Below are 24,343 nucleotides of genomic sequence, written 5' to 3' on the forward strand. Positions count from 1 at the left end.
TATGTTGAATCAAAAGGCAAGGTATACATCTTGCCTTTTTTAAGTTAAAAGCATGGCAATATTAGGGAACATTATTAAAGGGGTTATAGATGTCACAGGTAAGCTAACAGAAGACCACAAACCCGTAGACGAGCAAAAAGCAGTATTGGCAAATTTGCTTAAGACTGCAGAAAATACATTGTTTGGACAGCATTACGAGTTTGGAAAAATCTTGGCTGCCCCAGATATTCAGGCTGCTTATGCTCAAAATGTTCCCTACCATGATTATAATAAAATGGCTCAAGAATGGTGGCAAGATGTGGTAGATGGGAAAGTAGATGTTACCTGGCCTGGGAATCCTGATTATTTTGCTTTGAGCTCTGGAACAACAGGTAAAAAGAGCAAACGCATACCAGTAACGGATGCTATGATTAAAAGTATAAGAAAAGCAGGAATAGAGCAGGTTTTGGCATTGCATAATTTTGATTTACCTCCAGATTTTTTTGAAAAAGAAATTATGATGCTTGGCAGTTCTACAGATTTAAACAAGAGAGATGGCCATTTAGAGGGAGAAATAAGTGGTATAAGTGCTAGTAATATTCCTTTTTGGTTTAAAGGGTATTACAAACCGGGAGAAGACATTGCTAAGATAGATGATTGGGATACACGTGTAGAAACTATAGCTAGAGAAGCAAAAAAATGGGACATTGGTGCACTAAGTGGAATTCCTTCTTGGATGGAGCTAATGTTAGAGAAAGTAATTGAGTATCACAATGTGGAACACATTCATGAGATTTGGCCCAATTTACAGGTATACACCTCTGGTGGCGTAGCTTTTGACCCTTACCAAAAGAGTTTTAATGCATTATTAGGTAAGCCAATACAAATAATAGATACTTATTTAGCTTCTGAGGGTTTTATCGCTTTTCAAAATAGACCAGAAACTACAGCAATGAAATTAGTTACAGATAATGGTATTTATTTTGAGTTTGTACCCTTTAAACCAGAATACATCAATCCAGATGGCTCTTTGGTCGCAGACGCTCCTAGTTTAACTTTAGACGAGGTTACTACAGAAGAGGATTACGTATTGCTAATCTCTACCGTTGCAGGGGCTTGGCGATATATTATTGGGGACACCATTGCATTTACAGATGTGGCTAGAGCAGAGATTAAGATAACGGGCAGAACCAAGTTTTTCTTAAATACCGTTGGGAGTCAATTATCTGTAAATAAAATGAATGATGCTGTTCGGTATTTAGAAGAACAGCTCAACTTACATATTCCAGAATATACGCTCTGCGCTAAACGTTATGACGATGGATTTTACCACACTTGGTATCTAGGAGCAAGTGAGAATAAAGATGTAGAAAACACTGCTGCATTGTTAGATAATTTTCTAAAAGAAGCCAATAAGAATTACAAGGTAGCAAGAACCAAAGCATTAGAAGGGGTAAAAGTACATTTTGTAAAGCAAGAAGCATTTACGGAATGGAGTGGAGCCAACAAAAAGAAAGGTGGGCAAGTGAAAATGGAGCGTGTTATGGGAGAGGAGAAGTTTGCAGAATGGGAAGAATTTTTACAGAGAAATAAGTATCAGTAAATGATTTACTCGCCAGTTTCCTTAACCAATTCCCTAATTTCTTCTGGAGATAGATAAAATTCCTTTATACGTTGTTTGTATAAAGGGTCTATATCCGCATTATCTAATATAAAATGCTTCGTTTTTAAAATATAGGCTGCCATTCCATTTTTTACCGCAAATAGGTCTGCATTACGCTCTGCGGACTTTATGTGTTCTTTAAAAAGTACATACCTAATACCAAATATGAGCATTTCCCAATTATTTAGTTGTTGGTAATCCATAATGTGTCCTAGTTCATGGCCTAACCATCCTATAAGTACATCTTTTGGTACGTATATGGTTTTAAACTCCTGATTATTGATTTTAAACTTTTCGCTAATCAAAATAACATAACCTCTTTTCTTTTTACTTCTAAAAAAGCTACCGAAAGTAGGCTGGGCCATCATTACAGACTTTTTAATATTCTTTTTGAATTTAAAATGAATAGGAACATCTTTTAAACTAGGAAAGTGTTCTAATGCAATTGTAGCTTCTTTTTGTATGGTTTCTGGTATATGCATAGTAGGGGTAATGCTATTAAAATATACAAATAGTACTGCTAGGAGTAAAACAATGGGTTGTACTAAGTAAATACGTAATTTCTTCATAATCCGTTACGGCATAAAAAATAAAAACCTGGTTGTAGACCAGGTTTTTATTTCATAGCAATTTTTTAATCTTAATGGTCATCTGTATCACCATCAAATTCTTCTTTAACGTCTTTAGCAGCGTCTTCTACTTCTTCACCTGCTTCTTCAACACCATCTTCAATTTCTTCCATGGTGTCCTCTGCTTTATCTTCTGTAGTTTCTCTACAGCTAGTGAACATAACCGCCATTACAAACAATAGGGTAAAAAGCGCTGCTGTTTTTTTAGTGATTCTCGTAATCATTTCTCTGTTTTTTAGATTCAACTTTAGTTTTTAGGGTCAATTAACTTCTAGATTCTTTTTCTACCAGTTATCAATGAGATAATAAATAGAATAATAAAAATGAAGAATAATATTTTAGCAATACTTGCTGCCCCTGCAGCTATTCCTCCGAATCCAAAAATTGCGGCTATTATAGCCAATATTACAAATGTGACTGTCCAACGTAACATAGTTTTCTTTTTTTAGGTTGATGTCTGACTATCTCTTAATCAGTACACTACAAATATACAGCTGCTTAGGGGCTTGTTTTGATGCTAAGAAATTAACAATTAACTCATTAGCATGTAACTAAAACTAATGGTCTTAAATACTGTTAAAAAAAACATCCGTCTAAATAAGACGGATGTTTTGAGTTAATTATTAAAATGTGTGCGCTTAGTTTAAGGAAAAAGGATACAGGTTATTCCGCAGAAGCTTATCCGCCTGTTCTTTTTCAAAAAGTTTTTTGGGTACGGAATGTATGTTAAATTCTAAATCATACATAGTTCCCATCAGTTCTTTTGCAGAGGTTTGGTCTAAATCATCTCTAAGCCAAGAATTACCTTGTTCTTTAGAAATAATTAATGGTGCTACATTGCTAATATCTTGGTGGTCTGTAATATTGCTATATGTACCTGTAGTAACTACTGCACAGGTAAGAAATCCATCTTCTAATTTACTATAAACCCCAGCAATAAAGAAAGGTTTATTGTCCTTTAGAGTGATAAGAAACGGTTCTATTTTTCCATTGTTGAATAGATACGTGTAGAAACCAGTAACCGTAATTAGGCATCTATCGTTCTCCAGAGAGCGTTCCGCCCAAGGAAATTTATCTTCTGTTTTAGAAATGTTTAAAGTATTGGCTTGCTTTTGAAAAAACATCCAGTCTTCCTTGAATCCGTTAGGCATAAGACCCCAAATGGCAAATTGAAGTTGTTCAGGTTCTGCTAAGGTGATTATGGGTAAATTTTCTTCCTTAAACCCATTAATAATCATTCTAGGATTATATAGTTCTGGATATTCAAACGGTACACCAAACTCCTCTTCTATTTCTTCTTTTGCCGCTACATTAGAAAGTTTGTATATCATGTTTAAATCTTTTAATGCAAGTTCGCAATAACTGTTGGAGTAAAGTGTCTCAATTCCTTCTAATGCTAATCCTTTTAAAATTAAGTGTTTAGCTTTTTGGCTTTAGGGAGGAATATTATTAGGATAAGCTTCAACAAATTAAGATGTAGTAGTTTCACCCTTTAGTTGTGCAACCAAATCTTGTGGTACATCAAGGGTGCGTATGGGGAAAGGGATTACAATACCTTCAGCATCAAAAGCCGCTTTTATTTTAATCATTGCTTCTGTTTTAGCTTTAGCTACTTCTAAGGCAGAAGTAGAGTTTATCCAGAAACGGGTTTCAAAGTCGATAGAACTACTACCAAATTCACGATAAAGAAAAATAATTTCTTCGTCTGAAGTAACTGCGTCAAAATTGGCTACTATAGTTTGCTTAACAATTTTTCGAACTAATTCCAAATCGGAATCATATCCTACACCACATTCTAAAATTACCCTAGATTGGGAGGTAGTGCTGTAATTTTTGATGGGATTTTCTACTACCATTTTGTTAGGGATGTATACCAGATTATTATCTACTTGTTTAAGCGTTATAACTCTTAAATCGATGTCTACTACCTCGCCTTCGTAATCATTGGTTTTAATCCAATCGCCAAATTTTATTTGTTTTACGTAAGAAAGTAAAATGCCAGAATAAGTATTTGCTAAAGCTCCTTGTAGCGCTAATCCAACTGCCAAACCAGCAACACCTGCTCCTGCAAGTACTGTATTTAAAGCTTTGCCCAAGTTTAGAATGCCTAAGACAAGAAAGAGTCCAATAAGAATAACAGCCACTGACGTTATCTGAGATAACAACTGTTTCATACTTTCTTGCAGTCTACTGCGACTCGTAAGCTTATAAGCAAGCTTTTTTATGTATCTAGAAAGTATGATGGTAAGGACAAATACTAAAATGGCTAAAATAAGATTGGGTAGGTTCGCTACAAAAGCGTTTAACCAACCGTCTAATTTTGTCCACATGCCTTCTAAGGCTTTTTTAAATTTGTCTTCCATTTGTTTTTTTATGGTGTTGGTGAATAATTTAAATTCACCTTGTTTGTTTGGAGTTAAAAAATCTATTTAAAGACTTTTTTTAGTAAGTAAGCAATGACAATTTTTTTGACTGGCGAAATAATTTTGTGCGCTAAGGTCATAGGTTGAAAGTAATGTTCAATATCGTCTTTGCTAGACTTTAATAGTTCTACATTAATCTCCTTTCTAAGGCGTAGAATTTTAAGTTCTTGTTGAATTTCTGCAAGCGAATTAAAATCGGTTTTACTCATCTCTTAATAAGGTTTTAGAAAGTTTTCTAACAATCGCTTTTTCAATAATTCCTCTAAAAGGAATAAGTGCTAAACCCAGTAATATGTAGATACCACCAACTATAGCGTATCCTAAACTACTACTGTTAATGCCTTCGCCTATATAAATAGAGAGTCCTATAGACAAAAACACTGCAGCCATAATAGCAAATATGCCTAGCATACAATATTTTATAAAAGAAATACTGATTTCCGAAGTATGGTAAAACAGTTTCAATTTATAATACTCCCAAGAATTTTGTAGCAATTCTTGGGAGTTGTCTAATGACTCAGTTGTTATAGTGCTTATATTCTTTTCGGCCGCCATTAGGATGCTTGTAATTTTTTATTTCTTGCTTTTAAATCTTTCAACTTACTTTCTAAGGTAGAAATGACGTCGTCTGCTTTATAACTAGCATCGCTTACCAGAGCCTCTACTTCATGCTCCAAACTATTTCTTTTAGTAGTGAAAGAGCTAGCAATCTGATTACCTAATTGGGTAGCGCTGTTTGCTACGTTGTCTACCACATGGTTACTTTCTTCCACCAATTTTTTTCTTGTAGAAGAACCTTTATCTGGGGCAAATAAGATACCTAATGTAGCTCCTATAGCCGTACCAGCTAATATTCCTAAAATTGTATTACTGCTATCGCTCATAGTATAAATTTTTTAATGATTCAAATCAAAAGTACTTCAGTTATTAAGGTTTGATTAATGCAAAAGCGAAAGTCTTTGATGGTTTTACAAAATGCAATTGCGTTAAGGATAAATGCATTAACAATACGCTAGGAGACAGCATACGGGTAACTTGCGGTGATTAATCTAATACCAAAAAATATGAAACAAGGAGAAGAAAAAACCGAGTTCGTTAAAGAAGAACATAAGGATAGCAAAAAGTATATCTTTCAAAAAAACACCAAAACCAAAGTAGCATTCTTTTTTATACTGAGTGTGCTTGTGTTACTTATTTTAGGAGTTGTAGTTAGTGGTGTTTCCTTCTAATTGAGCACACCAGATACAAACCAATATCCAAGTAGAACTAAATAAAAATACATGCTAACTTCACAAATCAAAATTATAAAACACAAGTATTTATTTGTTTTAAGTGCAATGCTCACCCTAGGTTGTGCCACACATAAACCTCAAGAAATTAAACTGGCTAATGCTGAAAACTTAAAAAAAGATACACCTGTGTATACCTTTTATTTAGCAGGCAATTATGGTAATGCCGCCCAACAACCCAATAAAACAACTTTAAATGCCTTAAGAAATACATTAAAGGATGCTCCAGAAAATAGTATGATGATTTTTACAGGAGATAACATCACTAATTTAGAAGACAATTGGGATAAAGACAAAAAAGTATTAAAAGAGCAGTTGGCCTTGGTAGAAGGATACAGGGGAAAAACACTATTTATACCAGGGAACAATGCCTGGAAACAGCATGATACCAATACAGTAGAGGACGTAGAAAACTATATTAAAGACCAAGAATTAGAAAATATAGAATATTACCCAAAAAATGCATGTCCGCTAGAATATAAAGTTATTAATGATCAGTTAGATTTAATTGTAGTAGATTCTAAATGGTTTATATCTAACTGGTCCAGAGAAAAAGACATCAACAAAAAATGCCACATTATAGATACCCGTAGACGATTTATGGAGGAGCTAGAAGGATATTTAAATGATGCACAAGGAAAAAATATTGTAATTGCCATGCACCATCCCATATTTAGCAATGGGGAATATGCAGGCCATGCCAGTTTAAAAGATCATTTAACTCCTTTCCCTATTTACGGTTCTTTAAAAGAAGCCATGTTAGACCTGGGCGCTTTTGACCCAGACCATTTAAACAGTAGAAGATATAACTACCTAAGAATTTTAGTAGCGGCGCTGTCCCAAACAGCGGAACGGGTTACTATAGTATCTGGTCATGAAGAAAGCTTACAATATTTAACGGGGGGCAATATACATCAGGTAATTAGTGGTGCGCTAGCAGATGTACAAGGCACAAATAGAGGCAAAGATAGAATTACTGCCATTGGTGGAACCTTGGAGTTTGAGGGACAATATACGCACGGCACTAATGGGTTTGCCAAGTTAGAATATTTTAAAGATGGGAGTTCTAAGGTTACCTTTATTACACCAGAAGAAAATCAGAAAGAAAAAACATTAGCAGTATTAGGCGCCCTACCTACTTATGACAGTTCCAAGACGTACGCAAAAACGAACAAAAGCATAGCAGTGGCCTCTGTTTTAACAGACCCAAAAGCATATAAAAAACTAGGCCTATATAAATTTTTATGGGGAGACCGTTATCGTAACTATTTTGGTGAGCAGGTAAAAGCACCTGTAGCTTATTTAGATACACTTTATGGCGGTTTATCTGTGGTAAAAGAGGGAGGAGGACACCAATCTTTTTCGCTTAGGTTAGAAGATAAGGACGGTAAGCAATACAATATGCGTAGCCTTAAAAAAAGTGCAATGAAATATTTGCGTTTTCAACTACCAGGTGTTTCGTTTAATGAAGAAGATTATTTAGATACTTTTCCAGAGGAAGTGGTAACAGACTTTTTTACTTCGGCACATCCCTATATGCAATTGGCTATAAACCCTTTGGCTAGAAAGGTAGGTATTAACCATTCTGATACTAAGTTATATTACATTCCCAAACAAGAAATTTTAGAGGAACATAACGAGACCTTTGGGGACGAATTATATTTTATAGAACGTAGACCCTCAGACGAGCAACTGCATTATAAGGGTTATAGAAGAACCATTACAGAAGCAGGTAGGATTAAGGATTTTGAGAGCACTACAGATATGCTAGAGCTTATTGCGAGTGATGAGGATTATACTATTGACCAGCGCAATTACATAAGAGCACGGTTATTTGATATGTTGATTGGAGATTGGGATAGGCACCAAGACCAATGGCGTTGGGTAGAATATGAAAAAGAAGATGGTACGGTAGAATTGATGCCAGTACCAAGAGACAGGGACAATGCATTTCCTAAATTTGATGGATTTGCACTTAAACTAATTAAATTGTTTGCTCCAAACAGTAGAAGGTTTCAATCTTACGATGCTAACTTTCAGTCTGTTAAATGGTTAAATGTTGGTGGTAATAAATTAGACAGAGCACTTTTAAATGAGTACGATGTTGCTATCTGGAAAGAAGAAGCCCAGTACATTATAGATAATTTATCAGATGCGACTATAGATAAGGCATTCACGAACTTGCCAATAGAAGTGCAAGACAATACTGTAGAACGTATTAAAACCCAATTAAAATTAAGGAGGGGTCAGCTGCAAAAAGCAGCAGAAGATTATGCCAAATACCTTAATAAAGTTGTTGCCGTTACAGGTACAGAAAAGGATGATAAATTCCAAATAGAGCGCTTAGTAGATGGTAAAACCAGGGTTACTGTAGAGCGTATTTTTAGTGATAAGCAAAATGAGGTAATGTACGATAGAACATTTACTAAAGATGTTACTAAAGAAATTTGGATTTATGGTTTAGGGGACGATGATGTGTTTGAAATTAAGGGTGATGGCGACCACAAAATTAAATTACGCATTGTCGGCGGCTATGGAGAAGACGCCTACGATTTTGAGAATACAAACCGAGTAAAATTGTATGAGTGGGACCACGAAAAATCTGAATTTAAAGATAAAGTACCTGCCAAGCAGATGAGTGATATATATACCACCAATAACTATCATTGGCGCTATTTTAAACCTAATATGAATATTGTGGCTCCAAAAATAGGATTCCGTACAGATGATGGTTTATTTGTTGGTTTGGGTGATACCTACATTAAACAAGGACTTAATGCAGACGATTTTAAACAAAAACATAGCTTTTTAGCCAATTATTATTTCGGGTTTAAAGCGGTAGAATTACAATATACAGGTGTTTTTGCCAATATATTTCCCAAATGGAATTTTGAAGTAGAAGGGTATTATACTAGTGACAAATACACCAAAAACTTCTTTGGAATAGGGAATGAAACAATAAATAATGAAGATGCGTTAGATAGAGATTATTACCGAGCAAGGATTAGGCAAATAAAGGCCCGCGCTGGTATAGCATATTATGATTTACGATTTAACGCTTTATTTGAATCTTTTGAAGTAAGTGAAAACGAAAATCGCTTGTTTAACCCATCAAATTTAAATCCAGCCTTGTTCGATGCACAAAATTATGCTGGGGCAGAGGTTTCTGCTCAATACGATAGGGATAATGCAGATGATTTCCCTACCAAAGCCATTTTATTTGCTTTAAGGGCAGGGTACAAAATGAATTTAGATAATAGTGATAATAAGTTTGGTTATGCTAGTTTTAAAACTGCTTTTGCCCATAAGTTATTAAATTCAGGAAATTTAGTTTTAGCATCAGAAGCAGAGGTAAGTACAAATATTGGAGCTAACCCATACTATTTTTACCATGCGCAATCCTTAGGTGGCAATAATGGTTTGCGTGGTTTTCGCGATGAACGTTTTGCTGGGCACTCTTATTTTTATCAATCTACCGACTTAAAATTGCGTTTAGGGCACACGGTTACACCAGTAACTCCAGTTACTTTCGGTTTATATGGTGGTTTTGATTATGGTCGCGTTTGGGAAAGAGAACAGGTAAGCAATGAATGGCATACAAGCCAAGGAGGTGGTTTATGGATTAGTACCTTAAAAGCTTTTAATTTTAACATTGGTTATTTCAATTCTAAAGAAAACAACCTCATCCAAGTTGGGTTTGGATACGATTTCTAATGCAAAGGGCCATGCTACTAAATACAACTTATTTACAAACTTTGGTTAATAAGTAAGCTGTAAGGTTATACATAAAACTGCTACTTTTGTAGTACCAAAGCTAAAAGTTTAGAAAGAGATGACTCAAGGTATTGAAAGGATAAAAACGTTGATTATTGGTTCTGGTCCTGCGGGCTATACTGCAGCAATTTATGCTGCTAGAGCAGACCTAAAACCAGTTATGTACACAGGTATGGAACCTGGAGGGCAGTTAACAACTACCACAGAAGTAGATAATTTTCCAGGTTATCCAGAAGGTATAGATGGTCCTACTATGATGATGCAACTACAGCAACAAGCGGAGCGTTTTGGTACAGAAGTACGTATTGGGATGATTACTGCAGTAGAATTTAGTGACGAAGTTGGCGGCATTCATAAAGTAACGGTAGACGATAGTACACAAATAGAGGCAGAGACCGTAATTATCAGCACGGGAGCTTCTGCAAAATATCTTGGGTTGCCAAGTGAACAAAAATTACGCGGTGGCGGAGTATCTGCCTGCGCGGTTTGTGATGGATTCTTCTACAAAGGTCAAGATGTTGCCATTGTAGGTGCAGGTGACACGGCGGCAGAAGAGGCTTCTTATCTTGCTAACATTTGTAAAAAAGTAACTATGTTAGTGCGTAAAGACCACATGAGAGCCTCTAAAGCTATGCAACACCGTGTAAACAGCTTAGAAAATATAGAAGTTCGGTATAATACAGAAGTAGATGAGGTTTTAGGAGACCAAGTTGTAGAAGGTTTACGTATGGTGAATAACCAAACAGGAGAAAAGGAAGAAATAGCAATTACAGGTCTTTTTATAGCCATTGGGCATAAGCCTAATACAGATATTTTTAAAGGACAGTTAACCATGGATGAAACAGGCTACATAGTAACGCAACCGGGTTCTACAAAAACAAACAAACCAGGCGTTTTTGCAAGTGGTGATGCTCAAGATAAAGTTTACAGACAGGCGATAACGGCAGCAGGTACAGGTTGTATGGCAGCCTTGGATGCAGAGCGTTATTTGGCGGCTGTGGAATCTAAAGAAATCATGGAAGCATAATTTACATATATTAAGAAACTAAAAAAGCCACATGAATATTTCATGTGGCTTTTTTTTTCTAGCCGCAGATGGTCTAATCTATTTTTCGATAATTTTCGGAAAAGGTACGTTGGCCTTCTTCATCTAAATTTATCTGGCTGTAAACCTTATCCTTCAATTTAAGTTCAAAGGTAAATACCCTCATGGTATCTAGAGATTTCATCATTTGGGCATCTCCATATTCAATGGTTTCTATAAGCTTGTTGTCTGTTATCTTATAGGTGCCATACCCAAACCTGCCATTCGGTTCTTCGGGTACAAATCTGCTCCACATAATGTAGCCATTAAAGTACATCTTAATTTGTCTGTACCCATTGGCTTTAATTATGGTATCCGTCACATTAATTCCATCATCATAGTTGTAAAAGCTCTCCAGTTCCCATGTGCCTTGGATGGATTTTTCGCTCACGGGTTGGTCAGGGGTCGGTTGGGTCGCGCTTGCACCCACAAAAAGCAAAATAAATGCGAGTAAACTTTTCATATCCCTGAGTTTAGTTTAATAAAATAATGATAATAAATTACGATAAAAATTTAACTTTTAATATAATAAAAGCAAAAAAGCCATCACATTACTAATTATGTGATGGCTTTAAAATTGTATTTATTAATTTTTAATCTCTTCTTATAGACCCTGAAACTGATTTATTAGTTTTCACCGTAGGGTCACCAGCGTAAGAAATATCCGCACCACTACTAGCATCTGCTACAAGCATTTCTGTAACGTTAACAGAAATATCTGCACCACTACTGGCATTTGCATTACATTCTCTAGTTCGTAAGCTTCTCGCCTTAATATCAGAACCGCTACTAGCACTAGCTACTAATTTATCTGTACTACCTGTAATGGTAATATCTGCGCCACTACTACAATCCGCTTCAATACCACGAGCAATTAAGTCCACCTCAATATCTGACCCGCTGCTAGCATTTAAACTCACATGTTCTGCAGTAATACTGTTTTCTGATATTAAATCGGCGCCACTAGAGGTAGATAGTACAGTAACTTCTGGGAGTGTAACGTAAACTTTTTTAGTGGCTCTACCAATGTTTTCTATAGCATGGATTTTAAGTTTATCACCTTCAATATCAGTACCAATTAATCCAATTATATTTTCGTCTGCTTCAACACGTATTTCATAAGAATTCCCTTGGGCTACAAAGACATCCATACCTTCAGAAGCATGAATAACGGTAAAATCTCCAGTAACGGAACGGGTTTCTTCTACTATTTGTCCGTTACCTTTGGTGCCATCTCCAAAGTTAACATCAAAGGCGCAAGAGCTGGCAAATATGGCCAATAGGGCTGTGATTATGATTCTTACTAATGTTGTCATGATTGTTTGTTTTTTAGATCGATTAAATTTCCTTTTTATTGCTTAATTATTAGCATATTATTTACTGAATTGTCGTTTTTAAAGGGTCAGTTGTTAGTTGTTGTCCTTGGCTTTTAATTGTACCCCGTTTTCATCTATTTTAAGGATAACAGATTCGCTTCCATCTTTTACGTCTATATCTATCCCGTTTTCTCCAATTTTTACATGCCCGTTTTCGTCTCCCACGTTAATATCAATGCCAGATTCACTTATGTTTATCTTACCCTGTTCGTCTGTTTCAGGGTCTTCTGGGCAATTTAGACACTCTAAGATGCCATCATTGCCCATGACCCAATGGTAATCAACTATTTCACTACGGTAAAAATCTTTGTTATTTTTAGTACTCCACCCAATGTGCCTGTCTACGTTTTCCGCAAAAATTACTACGGTACCAACAGGAACAAACAACTCTGCCCGTACCTCTTGATTTCGCATTTTTGCTTCTTTAGGTGTTGTTAAATAATCATTTATAATGAATTGATTTTTGTCTAATTGATAATCAAACGCAATTTTTTCTGCTCTTGCTCTAGCTTCCTCAAAAGAGCTACCATCCGCATCTCTTTTAATTTTTATTTGAGTCAGCGTGTCCGTAGCTTTTTTTACATCTAAACGTATGTTTTTAGAATAAATAATGGGTTCGCCATCATCAGAGAAAACCAGCTCTAATCCTTCATAACGCATGCTATTTTCAAAATCTAAATCTTGAGCACTACGCGTACTAATGTAAAGGGTATCATTAGACTTGTTTATGGGCAATACGCGAGTTTCTGTAGTTGTACCAGTATAGGCATATGCCATAGATTGTTTAATACCTAAATACACTAGGCAAGCTGTGGCAATAAGCCAAACCCCAAATAAGGTATATTTAGCTACATTACCAATAGATTTAAGATTAGAAACTAATATTTTTAATCCTAAATACAGCAAAAAGAAGAAAGGAATACCAATGGCAAAAAATACAAGTAAAGAAACCAACCAAATTGGTGTGCCTGTAGTATTTACCATATTGTAAAAATCCACACCGGGTATATTAACTGATTTTATAATACCTATGGTAAACATACTAATAAAAAGACCTATTAAGGCAGCTGCCCCAGTAATTATCATGAGTATGCCTATGAACTTGCCAAATATTTTAAAGATGAACATAAAAATATCTGCAATCGTATCAAAAAAAGTTTTGGAGCTGCTCTTTACTTGGTTTCCTACCTTTTGGTAGTCTACGCTTTTAACTTTGTCTGCAACATCAACAAACCCCTCTTTTACTTTGCGTTCTATATTGCTGATGTTGACGGGCTCTCCCCGCATGTCTAGTTTTTGACTTGTAGATGCAGCTTCTGGCACTAAAATCCAAAGAATAATGTAAATAAGAATCCAGAATCCAGAGGTAACTAGTGCTAAGAATATAAATGCCAAACGTATCCAAAGGCTATCCACCCCTAAATAATGTTCTAAACCAGCACATACGCCACTAATGTATTTTTGGTCAATATCTCTATACAGTTTTTTACCTTTTCTTGGTTTTTCTGTATGGGTTTTGGGTGTGTCTTCAAAAATATCTTCGTCTACCATATAATCTTCTGGTTGCCCCATGATGTTGATTACGTGGTCTACCTCTTTTTGCGTGATAACCTGACGGTCATGCTCCATTTTTTCTGAAAAAAGCTCAGCAATCCTGGCCTCTATATCCATGATTATTTCTTCGCTACCTGCAGTGCCTGCAAAAGACCTTTTAATAGCTTCTAGGTAGCGCCTTAGCTTAGTATACGCCTCTTCATCTATATGAAAGAAGGTATTTGCCAAATTTATGTTTACTGTCTTGTTCATTTTTTGTTGATGTCTTAATTGTTGTTGGTTACCAGGTTTACTGCATTTCTTAACTCGTCCCAAGTGCCATTTAATTCTTTTAAGAATAATTGACCTGTTTCTGTTAGGGCGTAGTATTTTCTAGGCGGGCCAGAGGTAGACTCTTCCCACCGGTAATTTAATAGTCCCGCATTTTTTAAACGCGTCAGTAGGGGATATATAGTGCCTTCTACCACAAGCATCTTAGCGTCTTTTAGGGCTCCTAAAATCTCAGAAGCATACTTGTCCTCATCTTTTAAAATAGATAAGATACAATACTCCAGAACCCCTTTGCGCATTTGTGCTTTTGTGTTTTCTATATTCATAACTTCATGGTTCTTAATTTTCCGGACTGGGTCCGGGATTTGATTAACTGTTCGTTTTTTTGCTTTACAATTTGGTTTCCTTTCGGCACTCCATGATGAGGGGAGCGCCTAGAAACCGCTTTTTGATTGATTGATGTTGTTGTTTTTTGATGATTGATTGATGAATAAACTCCTATTTCTGAGTGTTTTTATTGCTGTAATTGATGGTCATAACTTAACTCTCTTTTTAGTTTCCATTCGCCATTTTCTATAATCCATATATGGGTAAATTTGGCAATGTCTCCCTTTTTATACGTTTGGTTTTGGTCTAAAGAGCTAAAACTATGTACCCCATGTTGTATAGCTCCATACAAAACCTCTTTTTTATATAAAGGATAAACTTTAAAACTATCTGTAACCAAATGGCGCTTAGCTGGGGGCAATGCCCTTGAACCTCTTCTGTTGCACGCCTCTTGCATTGGTCTTAAAAATGCTTCTTTACCTTCTGTAAAGCCTCCCTTATCATGATAAAACTCAAAATCTTCTGTAAAGAGCTGGTCAAGATAATCTGTGTTGCAGGTTTTAAAGGCAGCATCAAACAGTAAGCTGTCCTTCTTTGCCAATAACTTATACAGCTCGTCTGTTTTGTTGAGTTGACACCATGATGTGTGCACATTAAGTAATAGCAATAGCAAACTTAACGATAGTACATTTTGCATTACTTTATAAATTTAATGGTGATAGGGTATTCAAAATACGTACCCTCATTGGTTCTAAGGGTAGCAATGATGGTATAGATAAGATTTATAAGGCTTAGAATCATGTGTACAAAACCAGCAATACCTACAGGCCAGAAAAACCGATTAAACGGAAAACTACTGCTTTCCCAATGAAAATTAATTGTATCCCATTGGTTAATGTCTTGCCAAACACTGTTGTGAAAAATATCAGAAAAACTACCAATAAAGAAAGGTATAGTTAACAACCCTGCTAGCGCACTATATAAGATTAAACTTATCTGAAAATTTAGAGCTTGTTTGCCGTTGTAGTCTACAAATTTAAGTTCATTACGGTTGGCCAACCATAATACTAAAGGCAATACAATATTGCCTAAAGGAATAAAATATCTAGACAAAGTAGCGGCATGTATTACAGCCGATAAATTGCGTTCGTGTTTGGTTAATGTAGTGTCCATTTTGCTCGTTTTTTGATGATTGTAAACAGTTTTACCTATTAGCTTACGATGCAAATATATATCCTAAAGATGGTACTATGCAAAACAAAGTACTAAATATTAACAATTAGTTAACATTTTAAACTTTCAATTTTTTCCCTATTTTTAGCGCAACTAAAACTAAAAAAATGGCTGCAACCCCCAGTAAATTCAACACTTTCTGCTTTTTTAAACTGCCTTCTGCATGGTGGAGCGGCGTACGCTTACGCTATATTGATGAAAACAAGGCAGTTACCACCGTTACCCATAGATGGGTAAACCAAAATCCGTTTAAAAGTATGTTTTGGGCCGTACAAGGTATGGCTGCGGAACTAAGTACCGGAGCAATGGTTATAGATCAAATTAAAGAAAGTGGTAAGCGTATATCTATGTTGGTGCAAAATAATAATGCCAACTTTTCTAAAAAGGCCACAGGTAAAATTACTTTTACTTGTGAGGATGGTCATTTAATAGCAGAAGCTATTGAAAAGACTATAGCAACAGGTGAAGGCCAAAAATTCTGGATGAAATCAGTTGGGGTTAATCAAGATGGAGTTGTAGTTAGTACGTTCAATTTTGAATGGACGGTTCGGTTAAAAAGTTAATTCGCATTCTTGTTTACGTATGATTTGTAACAATTGATAAATTTAGAATACCAATAGGTAAATTAAAATCATCAATCAAGTTATGAATGCACACGAAATAGACTACAAGATTTACGGGGAAGAAATGCAATATGTAGAAATAGAACTAGACCCGCAAGAGGCTGTTGTGGCAGAGGCCGGCAGTTTTATGATGATGGATTCTGGGATAAAAATGGATACCATTTTTGGAGATGGTTCTAACCAAGAATCGGGCGTATTGGGTAAAATCTTTTCTGCAGGTAAGCGAATTTTAACGGGCGAAAGTCTATTTATGACCGCTTTTTTAAATGTAGAACATGGTAAAAAGCAAGTTAGTTTTGCTTCTCCGTATCCCGGTAAAATATTACCTATAGACTTGTCAGAAAAAGGGGGCAAGTTTATTTGCCAAAAAGATGCGTTTTTATGTGCCGCCAAAGGGGTTACCGTAGGTATAGAATTTTCTAAACGCTTGGGTAGAGGTTTATTTGGTGGCGAAGGATTTATAATGCAAAAATTAGAAGGAGACGGTATGGCCTTTGTACACGCTGGCGGTACTATGGCTAAAAAAGAGCTGGCTCCTGGTGAAGTATTAAAGGTAGATACGGGGTGTATTGTAGGCTTTTCACAATCCGTAGATTACGATATTGAATTTGTAGGCGGTATTAAAAACACCGTTTTTGGTGGCGAGGGGTTATTCTTTGCAACTTTGCGTGGGCCCGGTACGGTGTACATACAGTCTTTACCTTTTAGTAGATTAGCAGGTAGGGTTTGGGCAGCCGCACCTAAAGCTGGGGGTAAATCTAAAGGTGAAGGTAGTATATTGGGTGGTCTTGGAGATTTGCTAGATGGCGATAACGGGTTTTAGTACCTTTGGTACATGAATTTTACTCAGCTTTTCAACTTTTTAGAAGAATTACAACAAAATAATAATACGGAGTGGATGGATGCCAATCGTAAATGGTATCAATCCCTCCGTTCTGATTTTATTGTTTGGTTAGATGATTTAAATCAGACTTTAAATCAGTTAGATGAGGATTACTATGATACTCCTGGAAAACGGGGGATAAATCGTATCAACAATAACCTCATGTTTCATCCTACTAAACCTATTTATAAAGACCATTTTGGCGCAGGATTGGACAAAGCTCCAGAGTCTGCCGATTTTTATATAGAAGTCGGACTAAAAAATTGTATGCTAGCCGGTGGCTTTTGGCGACCGGCACCAAAAATCTTAAAAAGTATAAGGGATGGAATAGATTATGATGGAGAGGTGTTACAAGAAATTATTAGTACACCTTCCTTTAAAAAAACCTTTGGTAGCCTGTACGAGGATGAAAAGTTGAAAAAAGCACCCAAAGGATATACTATGGGGCATCCGCATATAGATTTACTACAGCACAAAACGTTTGCAGTGGTGCATCTAATTTCTAGGGACCTTGTAGTTTCGGCAGATTTTAAAGCACATTGTATTACGGTTTATAAGGAAATGTTGCCGTTCAGAAGATATTTAAATAAAGCTGCTTCTTTATAATTGTAAGATGAAATACGGCAAGGTAAAAAACATAAAAACAGAACTACTATCAGACAATTGGTATACTTTAAATAAAGTAACTTTTGATTATCAAAGAGAAGATGGTAGTTGGGAAGAACAATCTAGAGAATGTTATGATAGGGGTAACGGAGCTGCTATTTTACTATACAATTTAGACAAAAAGACGGTTGTCTTAACCAGACAATTTAGAATGCCCACCTATGTAAATGGCAATGAAGATGGTTTTATGGTAGAGGTTTGCGCTGGTGTTCTGGAAAAAGGCAATGCAGAAGAGACCATTAAAATGGAGGTAGAAGAGGAAACGGGTTATCAAATTGATAATGTGGTTAAGGTGTTTGAATCATATATGTCTCCTGGTTCGGTTACTGAAATATTGCATTTTTTTATAGGGGAATACCAACCCAATATGAAGATAGGTGCTGGAGGAGGCGCGGAAGACGAAACCGAGAATATAGAAGTTATAGAGCTTCCATTTGTAGAAGCTTTAAAATGGATGGCCACGGGCAAAATCAAAGATGGCAAAACTATCATGTTACTACAATGGGCACAAATACATCAGTTGTTTAATAAGTAGAATACAATTGTTCTAATAATAAATACATTTCTTCTCTTATAGCGCTGCTGGGGCGTCTAAAATTGTTTTTCATTAAGGAAAAGTATAGCAGATTACCTTTTTTTGTACGTAAGTAACCGGCAAGATTGCTTACCCCACCCATGGAACCGGATTTGGCATAAATAAAATTAGATTCTCTATTCTGTGGCGTATTACTTATGGTACCGTTAGCATTCCATATAGGCAATAAGGAAAACAAGCGTGTACTATCCAATTCCTTATGCATTTTACCAAGTAATTGTACTACAGATGTAGGGGTAAATAGGTTATACCTAGATAAGCCAGAACCATCTACCCATAGGGGTTCTTCTAATATTCCTTGTAATCGGTTTTTTAATAGGTAATTACGCATAGCATCAAAAGACATGCTATCTGTTTGGTAAGCGGCGCTTGTAAGCATTAATTGCTCAGCTAAAAAATTATCACTTTTTCTTAGCATATACTTCAAAACACTATCTGTTTCAATACCATTCAATAGCTTAGAAAGCGGTATAGGCTTTAAACTAAAACCAAGATTTGCCTTAGGGTGCTCTTGTTGTATGAGCGCCAATTGCAAGCTGTCTGAAACAATAAAAGGTATATGTAGCGTGTCTTTTGTTGTATTTTTTTAATGTAAAATCTATTCCAGTGCTGGTCTCTAGCAGTTTTAGTAGACTTAAAGGTTATGTTTTCTTTAAATAGAGCAGGAGTTACGGATTCTTCTCCTGTTTTGGTACTTACACCAATTACGTTCCCGTACATAGGCATACTGGAGCGTTCAGCAGAAAAATAATAGGGATAATCTTCCCAGGCCCAACCGGGACCAAAGGGTTCAATAGTTGGGTAGTTTTTTACAATACGTATGGTTTTAAATTGTTTTAAAAAAGATAAGGCGGTACTATCCTTAAAATAAGGATGTCTCCATGTGGGGTCTCCTGTACCTTTTATATAAAGTGTATCGTTTTTAATTGTATACACTAGAGCAGGTAACTTTTTAGGTAAGGTAGTTGCTGCCGTATAAAATGTAAATAATTTAGTGGTACTTGCAGGGATAAAATAGGGTTTGTGGTTATAGGCCAATAGGGTGTCTCCGTTTTGTGCATTTACCACCAAAACTCCTGTAAACTCTTGTTTAGTTTCAGTATGGTTTAATTGAACAATAAACTTTTTGTTTTGCCGTTGAATCCTGGGGGTTGTGCAGTTTGTTAATAGTAAAACTATTAGTAAGAGACACATCAATCTAATAGTAAAATATTGATTTATAACGGATTCTATATTTTGTTTTAAATTGATTAACAGCATTTTTTCTTATAATTAACGTTTGTGATTGTTCAACAATAGTATTTTTATTTGTAAATTAGTAAACGACCATTTTAACCTAAATATCGACAAAATATGCCGAGAGCAATGCTTGATTACACCAAAACTGTGCTACAGAAAGTCAGTTTTGATGCGAAGTTGTTCGCAAGAGAGCTAGAAAAAGCAATAAACCGCTTACTGCCCAATGAGGTTGAAGAATTAAAAATCTGGTTGAATACCTACATTTATGATAAGCCAGAGTTAAGACAAAGTTTAATTTATTTAAAAAAGTAATAAAAAGCCACTCATACTTGAGTGGCTTTTTTATTTTCAATACGTCTTACCATAATACTCGTGTTAAAATATTTAGATGTAAATAGGATATTTCTCACAATAAATGTGTTAATTTGTTTATATTGGTTTAAGATGTTGCTTTGGAAACTGGGTGTCAATCATTTTTTATTAATGATCTAGAAACCGTCCCTTTAAGCAAGTCTTCCTCAGTTCTTGTTTAATAGATGTTATGTCGGTTTTAGATCATATGGCAAATAAGAATCCCCATACTAACAAAGTCCTAGATAATAATGCGCCTTCATTTTTAAATGATTTATACAATAAATCCCCTTTTGGCATAGCAAAACTTGATAGCGATGGTCATTTTATGCAAGTAAATCAAAGATTCTGTACCATCACTTCGTATAAGGAAACAGATTTGCTCAGCATGCGTTTTATAGATGTTTTGGCACCAATAGAAATAGAAGATAAATCCAATCCCATACCCTTCGGATTTAATCAAAAAGACTATGCTACCATTTGCCTAGTAACTCCGAATCAGAATAAAATAAAGGCTAAAGTACATATTAATTCTGGTGAAGAAGACGGCAAAGCCTACTATACCTTGGTAATTGTAGATTATAGTGAAAAGCAAACGGTTGTCTCTACTCTGCAATTGCCAGAGCAAAATTGGTTTGAGAGAGCTTTTAATGATGCTAATGTGGGTATGTGTTTGTGTAATGCACAAGGCGATATATTACTTGTCAACAATTGGCTCGTAGCAAATATGCAGTATACTAAAGAAGAGTTTTTACAACTTAATTTAGGTGATGTAACTCATCCAGATGAATTGAAAATTGGACTGAAACGCTTTAAAGAAGTCCGTAATGGTTCACGAGACTCGTATAGTTTAGAGCAGCGTGTATTTAAAAAGGATACTACTGTTTTTTGGGTAGAAGTTTATGTGTCTGCTCTGCGAGAAAACAGGGGAGCAGATGATAGATTTGCTGTAATTGTTTTAGATATATCCAAACAGAAAAAGGCTACAGAAAAACTGAACCATAATAATATTTTTCTAAAATCGCTCATTGATAACCTTCCTATACCCATATTTTGGAAAGATAAAAACAGTGTTTATCAAGGATGTAATTTAAAATTTGCAGAAAATGTGGGCTTAAAGAATACAGAAGAAGCAATAGGAAAAACGGATTATGATTTTTTCTGGAGTGAAGGGTACAGCAAAACTTATCAAGAAAAAGATGCAATGATCATAAACTCTGGGAGGCCCATACTTAATTATGAAGAGCGCTACCAAATTCGTGGAGAAGAAGAGGAGGGTTGGGTGCTGACGAGCAAAGTACCTTTGAAAATAAATGGGGAAATAATTGGTGTTATTGGTTTTGGATTAGATATTACAGATTTTAAACAAGTAAAAAGTCAGGTTCATAAACAAAATGATTTTTTAAGGGCATTAATTGATTACCTACCCAATCAGGTTTTTTGGAAAGATGCGGAATGTGTCTACCAGGGCTGCAATGCAGAATTTGCAGCAATTGTGGGTCTAGAGCATCCAGAGCAAGTAATTGGTAAAACCGATTTTGATATTACCAAGGATGACAAACATGCTCAAAGTTACCAAGCTTGGGATAGAAAAGTGATGGCTAAAGGAGAGCCTGTTCTTAATTTAGAAGAGCGTTACTTTAAAGCAGATGGCAAAGAAGGTTGGGTGTTAACTAGTAAGATTCCTCTTTGGAACCCAGAAAAGACTAAGGTTACCGGCCTTTTAGGATTTTGTGTAGATATTTCTAACATTAAAGAGATAGAGGCGGAGCTAAAACAACAGAAAGATTTTCTTAGACTATTAATAGATAATATGCCAAACCAAGTTTTTTGGAAGGATAAGGAAAGCCGTTATTTAGGTTGTAATACCAAATTTGCGCGGGAGTTTGGCCTTGCTTCTACAGATGATGTAATTGGTAAAACAGACCATGATTTGGGATTAAACAGTGAATTTGCCGATAAGTTTGTAGAAGCCGATAAAAAAGTCATAGCCTCTGGTTTTCCATTATTAAATATGGAAGGTTCTTATGAAGATATTGAAGGGCAATTGCATTGGGGACTTACCAATAAATTACCATTAGTACTTAATGATGAAATTATTGGACTCCTAGGGTTCTGTGTGGATATTTCCAGTTTAAAAAGAGTACAGTCTGCTCTTGAATTTCAAAATAGAGCGTATGAAGCTCTGAACAAAAATTTAGTAAAAACCAACAACGAGCTTATTGCTGCCAAAGAAAAGGCTGAAGAGAGTAGTAGATTAAAATCTGAATTTTTGAACAATATGTCTCATGAAATTAGAACACCCATGAATGGTATTATTGGTTTTTCTCAGCTTTTAGAGGAGGCTAATACTACAGAAGAGCGGCAAACCTACATTAATATTATACAAAATAGCAGCAAGCAGTTGCTACGTATTATAAACGACATATTAGAGATTTCCATTCTCGAGTCTAAAAAAATAAACCTACAACGAACACACTTAAATCTAAATAGCTTTTTACTAGAACTGTATTCTGTATTCGGCTTAAAATCAAATAATTCTAAAATACAATTACAGTTAGAAATGCCCTTAGAAGATGAGGATAGTTACATCTATACAGATGGCTCCAAAATCCGAAAAATTTTGGAAAATCTGTTGGAAAATGCAATAAAATTCACCCCCCAAGGGCACGTAAAATTTGGATATTACATAAAAGACAAGGATTTGATTATTTACGTGGAAGACACCGGAATTGGTATATCAGAAGAACACAAAGATGTCATATTTGAGCGCTTTGTACAAGGCAGGGAAAATGCAGCGGTAGATTATGGAGGTTTGGGTTTAGGTTTAGCCATTTCTATGGAAAATGCAGTGTTATTAAATGGTAATTTAGCAGTACAATCAGCGGAAGGACAGGGCTCTACTTTTCTATTGACCATACCCCTTGGAGAAGAAGACTTTAAAGGACAGACTATTGGGGATATCCCAACACCCTATGAAGACCAACTAAAACAGTTTGTAATTCTAATTGCAGAAGACGAGGAGATAAACTATTTCTTTTTAAATACTTATATCAAGAAAATTAAAGAAGCGCAGCTTACTGTTATAAGAGCTAGAGACGGGGAAGAGGCTGTAGAATTTTGTAAAGAGCATCCAGAAATAGACTTAATTCTAATGGATGTAAAAATGCCAATCATGGATGGGTTAGAAGCAACCGAAATCATCAAAAAAATGCGTCCAGATTTACCCATTGTGGTACAAACTGCTTTTTCCTTAGAAGAAGATAAAGCAAAAGCTTTTGAGGCGGGATGTGATGGTTTCTTGTCTAAACCTATAGATAAGAACTTATTAAAAGATGTGTTACAAGAAAAATTGGGTTTCTAGTCTTTTTTAGTGTTAACAGGACTTATGATTTCTACATCTTGAAAAGTAATTGCACCGCGTACAATACCAGCAATAGTTTCTCTTAAAGCCTCTGTAATTTGCATTTTTAATTCGCTTTTATGGTAAATAAGACTAATTTCTCTTGCGGGAGAGGGTTTGGTAAAGTGCCTTAGATTTTTCTTCTTAGCATCATCCAAGTCCATGGTATTTAAATAGGGCAATAAGGTCATCCCTAAACCTTCATTAGACAAGTTGATTAAAGTTTCAAAACTGCCACTTTCTATCTGGAAATGCTCTCCTACCTTGTTTTTAGGCGACTTGCACAAGTTAATTACCCCATCTCTAAAGCAATGCCCATCTTGTAGTAATAAAACATCTGCTATTTCTAAATCGGCAGTTTCTATTTCTTTTTTCTCATGTAACCGATGATTTTGAGGTATGTAACCTACAAAAGGCTCATAGTACAATGGTCTTTCCTTAATAGAGGAAACCTCTAATGGCGTGGCGGCTATAGCGGCGTCTAAATGACCGTCCTGTAGATTTTCTATAAGCGTATCCGTAGCCTGTTCTTTTATAATCAGGTTTACCTTTGGGTATTTTTTTATAAAAGTAGAAAGAAACATGGGCAATAATGTAGGCATTACCGTAGGGATTATTCCCAATACAAAATCACCTCCAATAAAGCCTTTATCTTGGTCCACAATATCTTTAATACGGTCTGCTTCTGCAACAATATTCTTTGCTTGCGCCACAATTTTAGCCCCTACCTCTGTTATGCCAATAGGCTTTTTGCTTCGGTCAAAAATTAGAATATCAAGCTCGTCTTCTAATTTCTGCACTTGCATGCTTAGCGTTGGTTGTGTTACAAAGCTTTTCTCTGCAGCTAGGGTAAAGTTGCGGTGTTCTGCAACGGCTAAAACATATTGCAATTGGGTAATGGTCATGCCTATAAATTAAAGCGATAAAGATATAAATTACATCAATTAAAACTATGTAAAAAGCCTCTAAGTATTGCGTAAAT

At 35.7% G+C, this 24,343-nt stretch carries 27 protein-coding genes; 10 read left to right on the forward strand and 17 right to left on the reverse strand.

What is annotated here, in order from left to right; genetic code table 11:
* Nucleotides 1–52: 52 nt before the first annotated feature.
* Entirely contained in the window at nucleotides 53–1,582 is a 1,530-nt protein-coding gene (locus tag HCO57_RS13945; protein ID WP_167989525.1) for a GH3 auxin-responsive promoter family protein, read from the forward strand.
* Nucleotides 1,583–1,587: 5 nt separating this feature from the next.
* On the opposite strand, the gene HCO57_RS13950 is transcribed toward HCO57_RS13945, so the two are convergent.
* The 8 genes from HCO57_RS13950 to HCO57_RS13985 all read right to left on the reverse strand — a co-directional run bounded on the left by HCO57_RS13950 (nucleotide 1,588) and on the right by HCO57_RS13985 (nucleotide 5,578).
* Nucleotides 1,588–2,211: a hypothetical protein gene (locus tag HCO57_RS13950; protein WP_245167602.1), complete on the reverse strand. Its 624-nt coding sequence runs from the start codon at nucleotides 2,209–2,211 to the stop codon at nucleotides 1,588–1,590.
* A 71-nt stretch (nucleotides 2,212–2,282) separates the two neighbouring features.
* The gene (locus tag HCO57_RS13955; protein ID WP_136951022.1) at nucleotides 2,283–2,495 is read right to left on the reverse strand and encodes a hypothetical protein; all 213 of its coding nucleotides are present in this window, start codon (nucleotides 2,493–2,495) and stop codon (nucleotides 2,283–2,285) included.
* A 47-nt stretch (nucleotides 2,496–2,542) separates the two neighbouring features.
* Entirely contained in the window at nucleotides 2,543–2,704 is a 162-nt protein-coding gene (locus tag HCO57_RS13960) for a DUF1328 family protein (protein ID WP_080319291.1), read from the reverse strand.
* A gap of 205 nt (nucleotides 2,705–2,909) precedes the next feature.
* Nucleotides 2,910–3,602 carry an SOS response-associated peptidase gene (locus HCO57_RS13965; protein WP_167989526.1) on the reverse strand — a complete coding sequence of 231 codons (693 nt, stop codon included), beginning with the start codon at nucleotides 3,600–3,602 and terminating at the stop codon, nucleotides 2,910–2,912.
* Nucleotides 3,603–3,740: 138 nt separating this feature from the next.
* The gene (locus tag HCO57_RS13970; RefSeq protein ID WP_136951024.1) at nucleotides 3,741–4,634 is read right to left on the reverse strand and encodes a mechanosensitive ion channel family protein; all 894 of its coding nucleotides are present in this window, start codon (nucleotides 4,632–4,634) and stop codon (nucleotides 3,741–3,743) included.
* A 62-nt stretch (nucleotides 4,635–4,696) separates the two neighbouring features.
* Entirely contained in the window at nucleotides 4,697–4,903 is a 207-nt protein-coding gene (locus HCO57_RS13975) for a hypothetical protein (RefSeq protein ID WP_136951025.1), read from the reverse strand.
* Nucleotides 4,896–5,249, reverse strand: a complete 354-nt coding sequence (locus HCO57_RS13980) for a hypothetical protein (protein WP_167989527.1) — start codon at nucleotides 5,247–5,249, stop codon at nucleotides 4,896–4,898. Before HCO57_RS13980 ends, HCO57_RS13975 begins: the two co-directional genes overlap by 8 nt.
* Nucleotides 5,249–5,578, reverse strand: coding sequence for a YtxH domain-containing protein (locus HCO57_RS13985; protein WP_167989528.1), 330 nt, complete (start codon nucleotides 5,576–5,578; stop codon nucleotides 5,249–5,251). Before HCO57_RS13985 ends, HCO57_RS13980 begins: the two co-directional genes overlap by 1 nt.
* A 180-nt stretch (nucleotides 5,579–5,758) precedes the next feature.
* Between HCO57_RS13985 and HCO57_RS13990 the strand changes: the two genes are divergently transcribed.
* From HCO57_RS13990 to trxB, 3 genes are all read left to right on the forward strand, one after another.
* Complete coding sequence (locus HCO57_RS13990) at nucleotides 5,759–5,923, forward strand: hypothetical protein (RefSeq protein WP_167989529.1); 165 nt, start codon at nucleotides 5,759–5,761, stop codon at nucleotides 5,921–5,923.
* A gap of 51 nt (nucleotides 5,924–5,974) precedes the next feature.
* Nucleotides 5,975–9,697 (forward strand): ShlB/FhaC/HecB family hemolysin secretion/activation protein, encoded by a 3,723-nt coding sequence (locus HCO57_RS13995; protein WP_167989530.1) that lies wholly within the window; start codon nucleotides 5,975–5,977, stop codon nucleotides 9,695–9,697.
* Nucleotides 9,698–9,815: 118 nt separating this feature from the next.
* Nucleotides 9,816–10,784 carry a thioredoxin-disulfide reductase gene (gene trxB / locus HCO57_RS14000; protein ID WP_136951029.1) on the forward strand — a complete coding sequence of 323 codons (969 nt, stop codon included), beginning with the start codon at nucleotides 9,816–9,818 and terminating at the stop codon, nucleotides 10,782–10,784.
* A gap of 73 nt (nucleotides 10,785–10,857) precedes the next feature.
* Here trxB and HCO57_RS14005 read toward each other — a convergent pair whose 3' ends face one another.
* The 6 genes from HCO57_RS14005 to HCO57_RS14030 all read right to left on the reverse strand — a co-directional run bounded on the left by HCO57_RS14005 (nucleotide 10,858) and on the right by HCO57_RS14030 (nucleotide 15,541).
* Nucleotides 10,858–11,304: a hypothetical protein gene (locus HCO57_RS14005; protein ID WP_136951030.1), complete on the reverse strand. Its 447-nt coding sequence runs from the start codon at nucleotides 11,302–11,304 to the stop codon at nucleotides 10,858–10,860.
* A 130-nt stretch (nucleotides 11,305–11,434) separates the two neighbouring features.
* The gene (locus HCO57_RS14010; RefSeq protein WP_167989531.1) at nucleotides 11,435–12,157 is read right to left on the reverse strand and encodes a head GIN domain-containing protein; all 723 of its coding nucleotides are present in this window, start codon (nucleotides 12,155–12,157) and stop codon (nucleotides 11,435–11,437) included.
* A gap of 93 nt (nucleotides 12,158–12,250) precedes the next feature.
* Nucleotides 12,251–14,023 (reverse strand): PspC domain-containing protein, encoded by a 1,773-nt coding sequence (locus HCO57_RS14015; protein ID WP_167989532.1) that lies wholly within the window; start codon nucleotides 14,021–14,023, stop codon nucleotides 12,251–12,253.
* Nucleotides 14,024–14,037: 14 nt separating this feature from the next.
* Complete coding sequence (locus tag HCO57_RS14020) at nucleotides 14,038–14,367, reverse strand: PadR family transcriptional regulator (protein WP_010519797.1); 330 nt, start codon at nucleotides 14,365–14,367, stop codon at nucleotides 14,038–14,040.
* A 188-nt stretch (nucleotides 14,368–14,555) separates the two neighbouring features.
* Nucleotides 14,556–15,065 (reverse strand): nuclear transport factor 2 family protein, encoded by a 510-nt coding sequence (locus HCO57_RS14025; RefSeq protein WP_167989533.1) that lies wholly within the window; start codon nucleotides 15,063–15,065, stop codon nucleotides 14,556–14,558.
* Nucleotides 15,065–15,541 carry a DUF4870 domain-containing protein gene (locus HCO57_RS14030; protein ID WP_167989534.1) on the reverse strand — a complete coding sequence of 159 codons (477 nt, stop codon included), beginning with the start codon at nucleotides 15,539–15,541 and terminating at the stop codon, nucleotides 15,065–15,067. Before HCO57_RS14030 ends, HCO57_RS14025 begins: the two co-directional genes overlap by 1 nt.
* 167 nt (nucleotides 15,542–15,708) lie before the next feature.
* Between HCO57_RS14030 and HCO57_RS14035 the strand changes: the two genes are divergently transcribed.
* The 4 genes from HCO57_RS14035 (at nucleotide 15,709) to nudK (ending at nucleotide 18,308) form a co-directional block, all read left to right on the forward strand.
* Nucleotides 15,709–16,164, forward strand: a complete 456-nt coding sequence (locus tag HCO57_RS14035) for a DUF4442 domain-containing protein (RefSeq protein WP_167989535.1) — start codon at nucleotides 15,709–15,711, stop codon at nucleotides 16,162–16,164.
* Nucleotides 16,165–16,246: 82 nt separating this feature from the next.
* Nucleotides 16,247–17,047, forward strand: a complete 801-nt coding sequence (locus tag HCO57_RS14040; RefSeq protein WP_167989536.1) for a TIGR00266 family protein — start codon at nucleotides 16,247–16,249, stop codon at nucleotides 17,045–17,047.
* A 12-nt stretch (nucleotides 17,048–17,059) separates the two neighbouring features.
* The gene (locus HCO57_RS14045) at nucleotides 17,060–17,713 is read left to right on the forward strand and encodes a DUF2461 domain-containing protein (RefSeq protein WP_167989537.1); all 654 of its coding nucleotides are present in this window, start codon (nucleotides 17,060–17,062) and stop codon (nucleotides 17,711–17,713) included.
* A 7-nt stretch (nucleotides 17,714–17,720) separates the two neighbouring features.
* On the forward strand, nucleotides 17,721–18,308 hold the full coding sequence (gene nudK / locus HCO57_RS14050; protein ID WP_167989538.1) for a GDP-mannose pyrophosphatase NudK: 588 nt from the start codon (nucleotides 17,721–17,723) through the stop codon (nucleotides 18,306–18,308).
* Here nudK and HCO57_RS14055 read toward each other — a convergent pair.
* Both HCO57_RS14055 and HCO57_RS14060 read right to left on the reverse strand, forming a co-directional pair.
* Nucleotides 18,298–18,897 carry a D-alanyl-D-alanine carboxypeptidase gene (locus tag HCO57_RS14055; protein ID WP_167989539.1) on the reverse strand — a complete coding sequence of 200 codons (600 nt, stop codon included), beginning with the start codon at nucleotides 18,895–18,897 and terminating at the stop codon, nucleotides 18,298–18,300. The genes nudK and HCO57_RS14055 overlap by 11 nt on opposite strands.
* Nucleotides 18,846–19,628, reverse strand: a complete 783-nt coding sequence (locus HCO57_RS14060) for a D-alanyl-D-alanine carboxypeptidase (RefSeq protein WP_317171172.1) — start codon at nucleotides 19,626–19,628, stop codon at nucleotides 18,846–18,848. Before HCO57_RS14060 ends, HCO57_RS14055 begins: the two co-directional genes overlap by 52 nt.
* A 93-nt stretch (nucleotides 19,629–19,721) precedes the next feature.
* Here HCO57_RS14060 and HCO57_RS14065 point away from each other — a divergent pair, with 93 nt between their 5' ends.
* Together HCO57_RS14065 and HCO57_RS14070 are read left to right on the forward strand one after the other, a co-directional pair.
* The gene (locus HCO57_RS14065; protein ID WP_136951042.1) at nucleotides 19,722–19,919 is read left to right on the forward strand and encodes a hypothetical protein; all 198 of its coding nucleotides are present in this window, start codon (nucleotides 19,722–19,724) and stop codon (nucleotides 19,917–19,919) included.
* Nucleotides 19,920–20,148: 229 nt separating this feature from the next.
* On the forward strand, nucleotides 20,149–23,322 hold the full coding sequence (locus tag HCO57_RS14070) for a PAS domain S-box protein (protein WP_167989541.1): 3,174 nt from the start codon (nucleotides 20,149–20,151) through the stop codon (nucleotides 23,320–23,322).
* Here HCO57_RS14070 and HCO57_RS14075 read toward each other — a convergent pair.
* Nucleotides 23,319–24,266, reverse strand: a complete 948-nt coding sequence (locus tag HCO57_RS14075) for a LysR substrate-binding domain-containing protein (RefSeq protein ID WP_167989542.1) — start codon at nucleotides 24,264–24,266, stop codon at nucleotides 23,319–23,321. The genes HCO57_RS14070 and HCO57_RS14075 overlap by 4 nt on opposite strands.
* Nucleotides 24,267–24,343: the final 77 nt, after the last annotated feature.

Origin of the sequence: Croceivirga sp. JEA036, from assembly GCF_011882165.1 — a bacterium.
Lineage (GTDB): Bacteria > Bacteroidota > Bacteroidia > Flavobacteriales > Flavobacteriaceae > Croceivirga.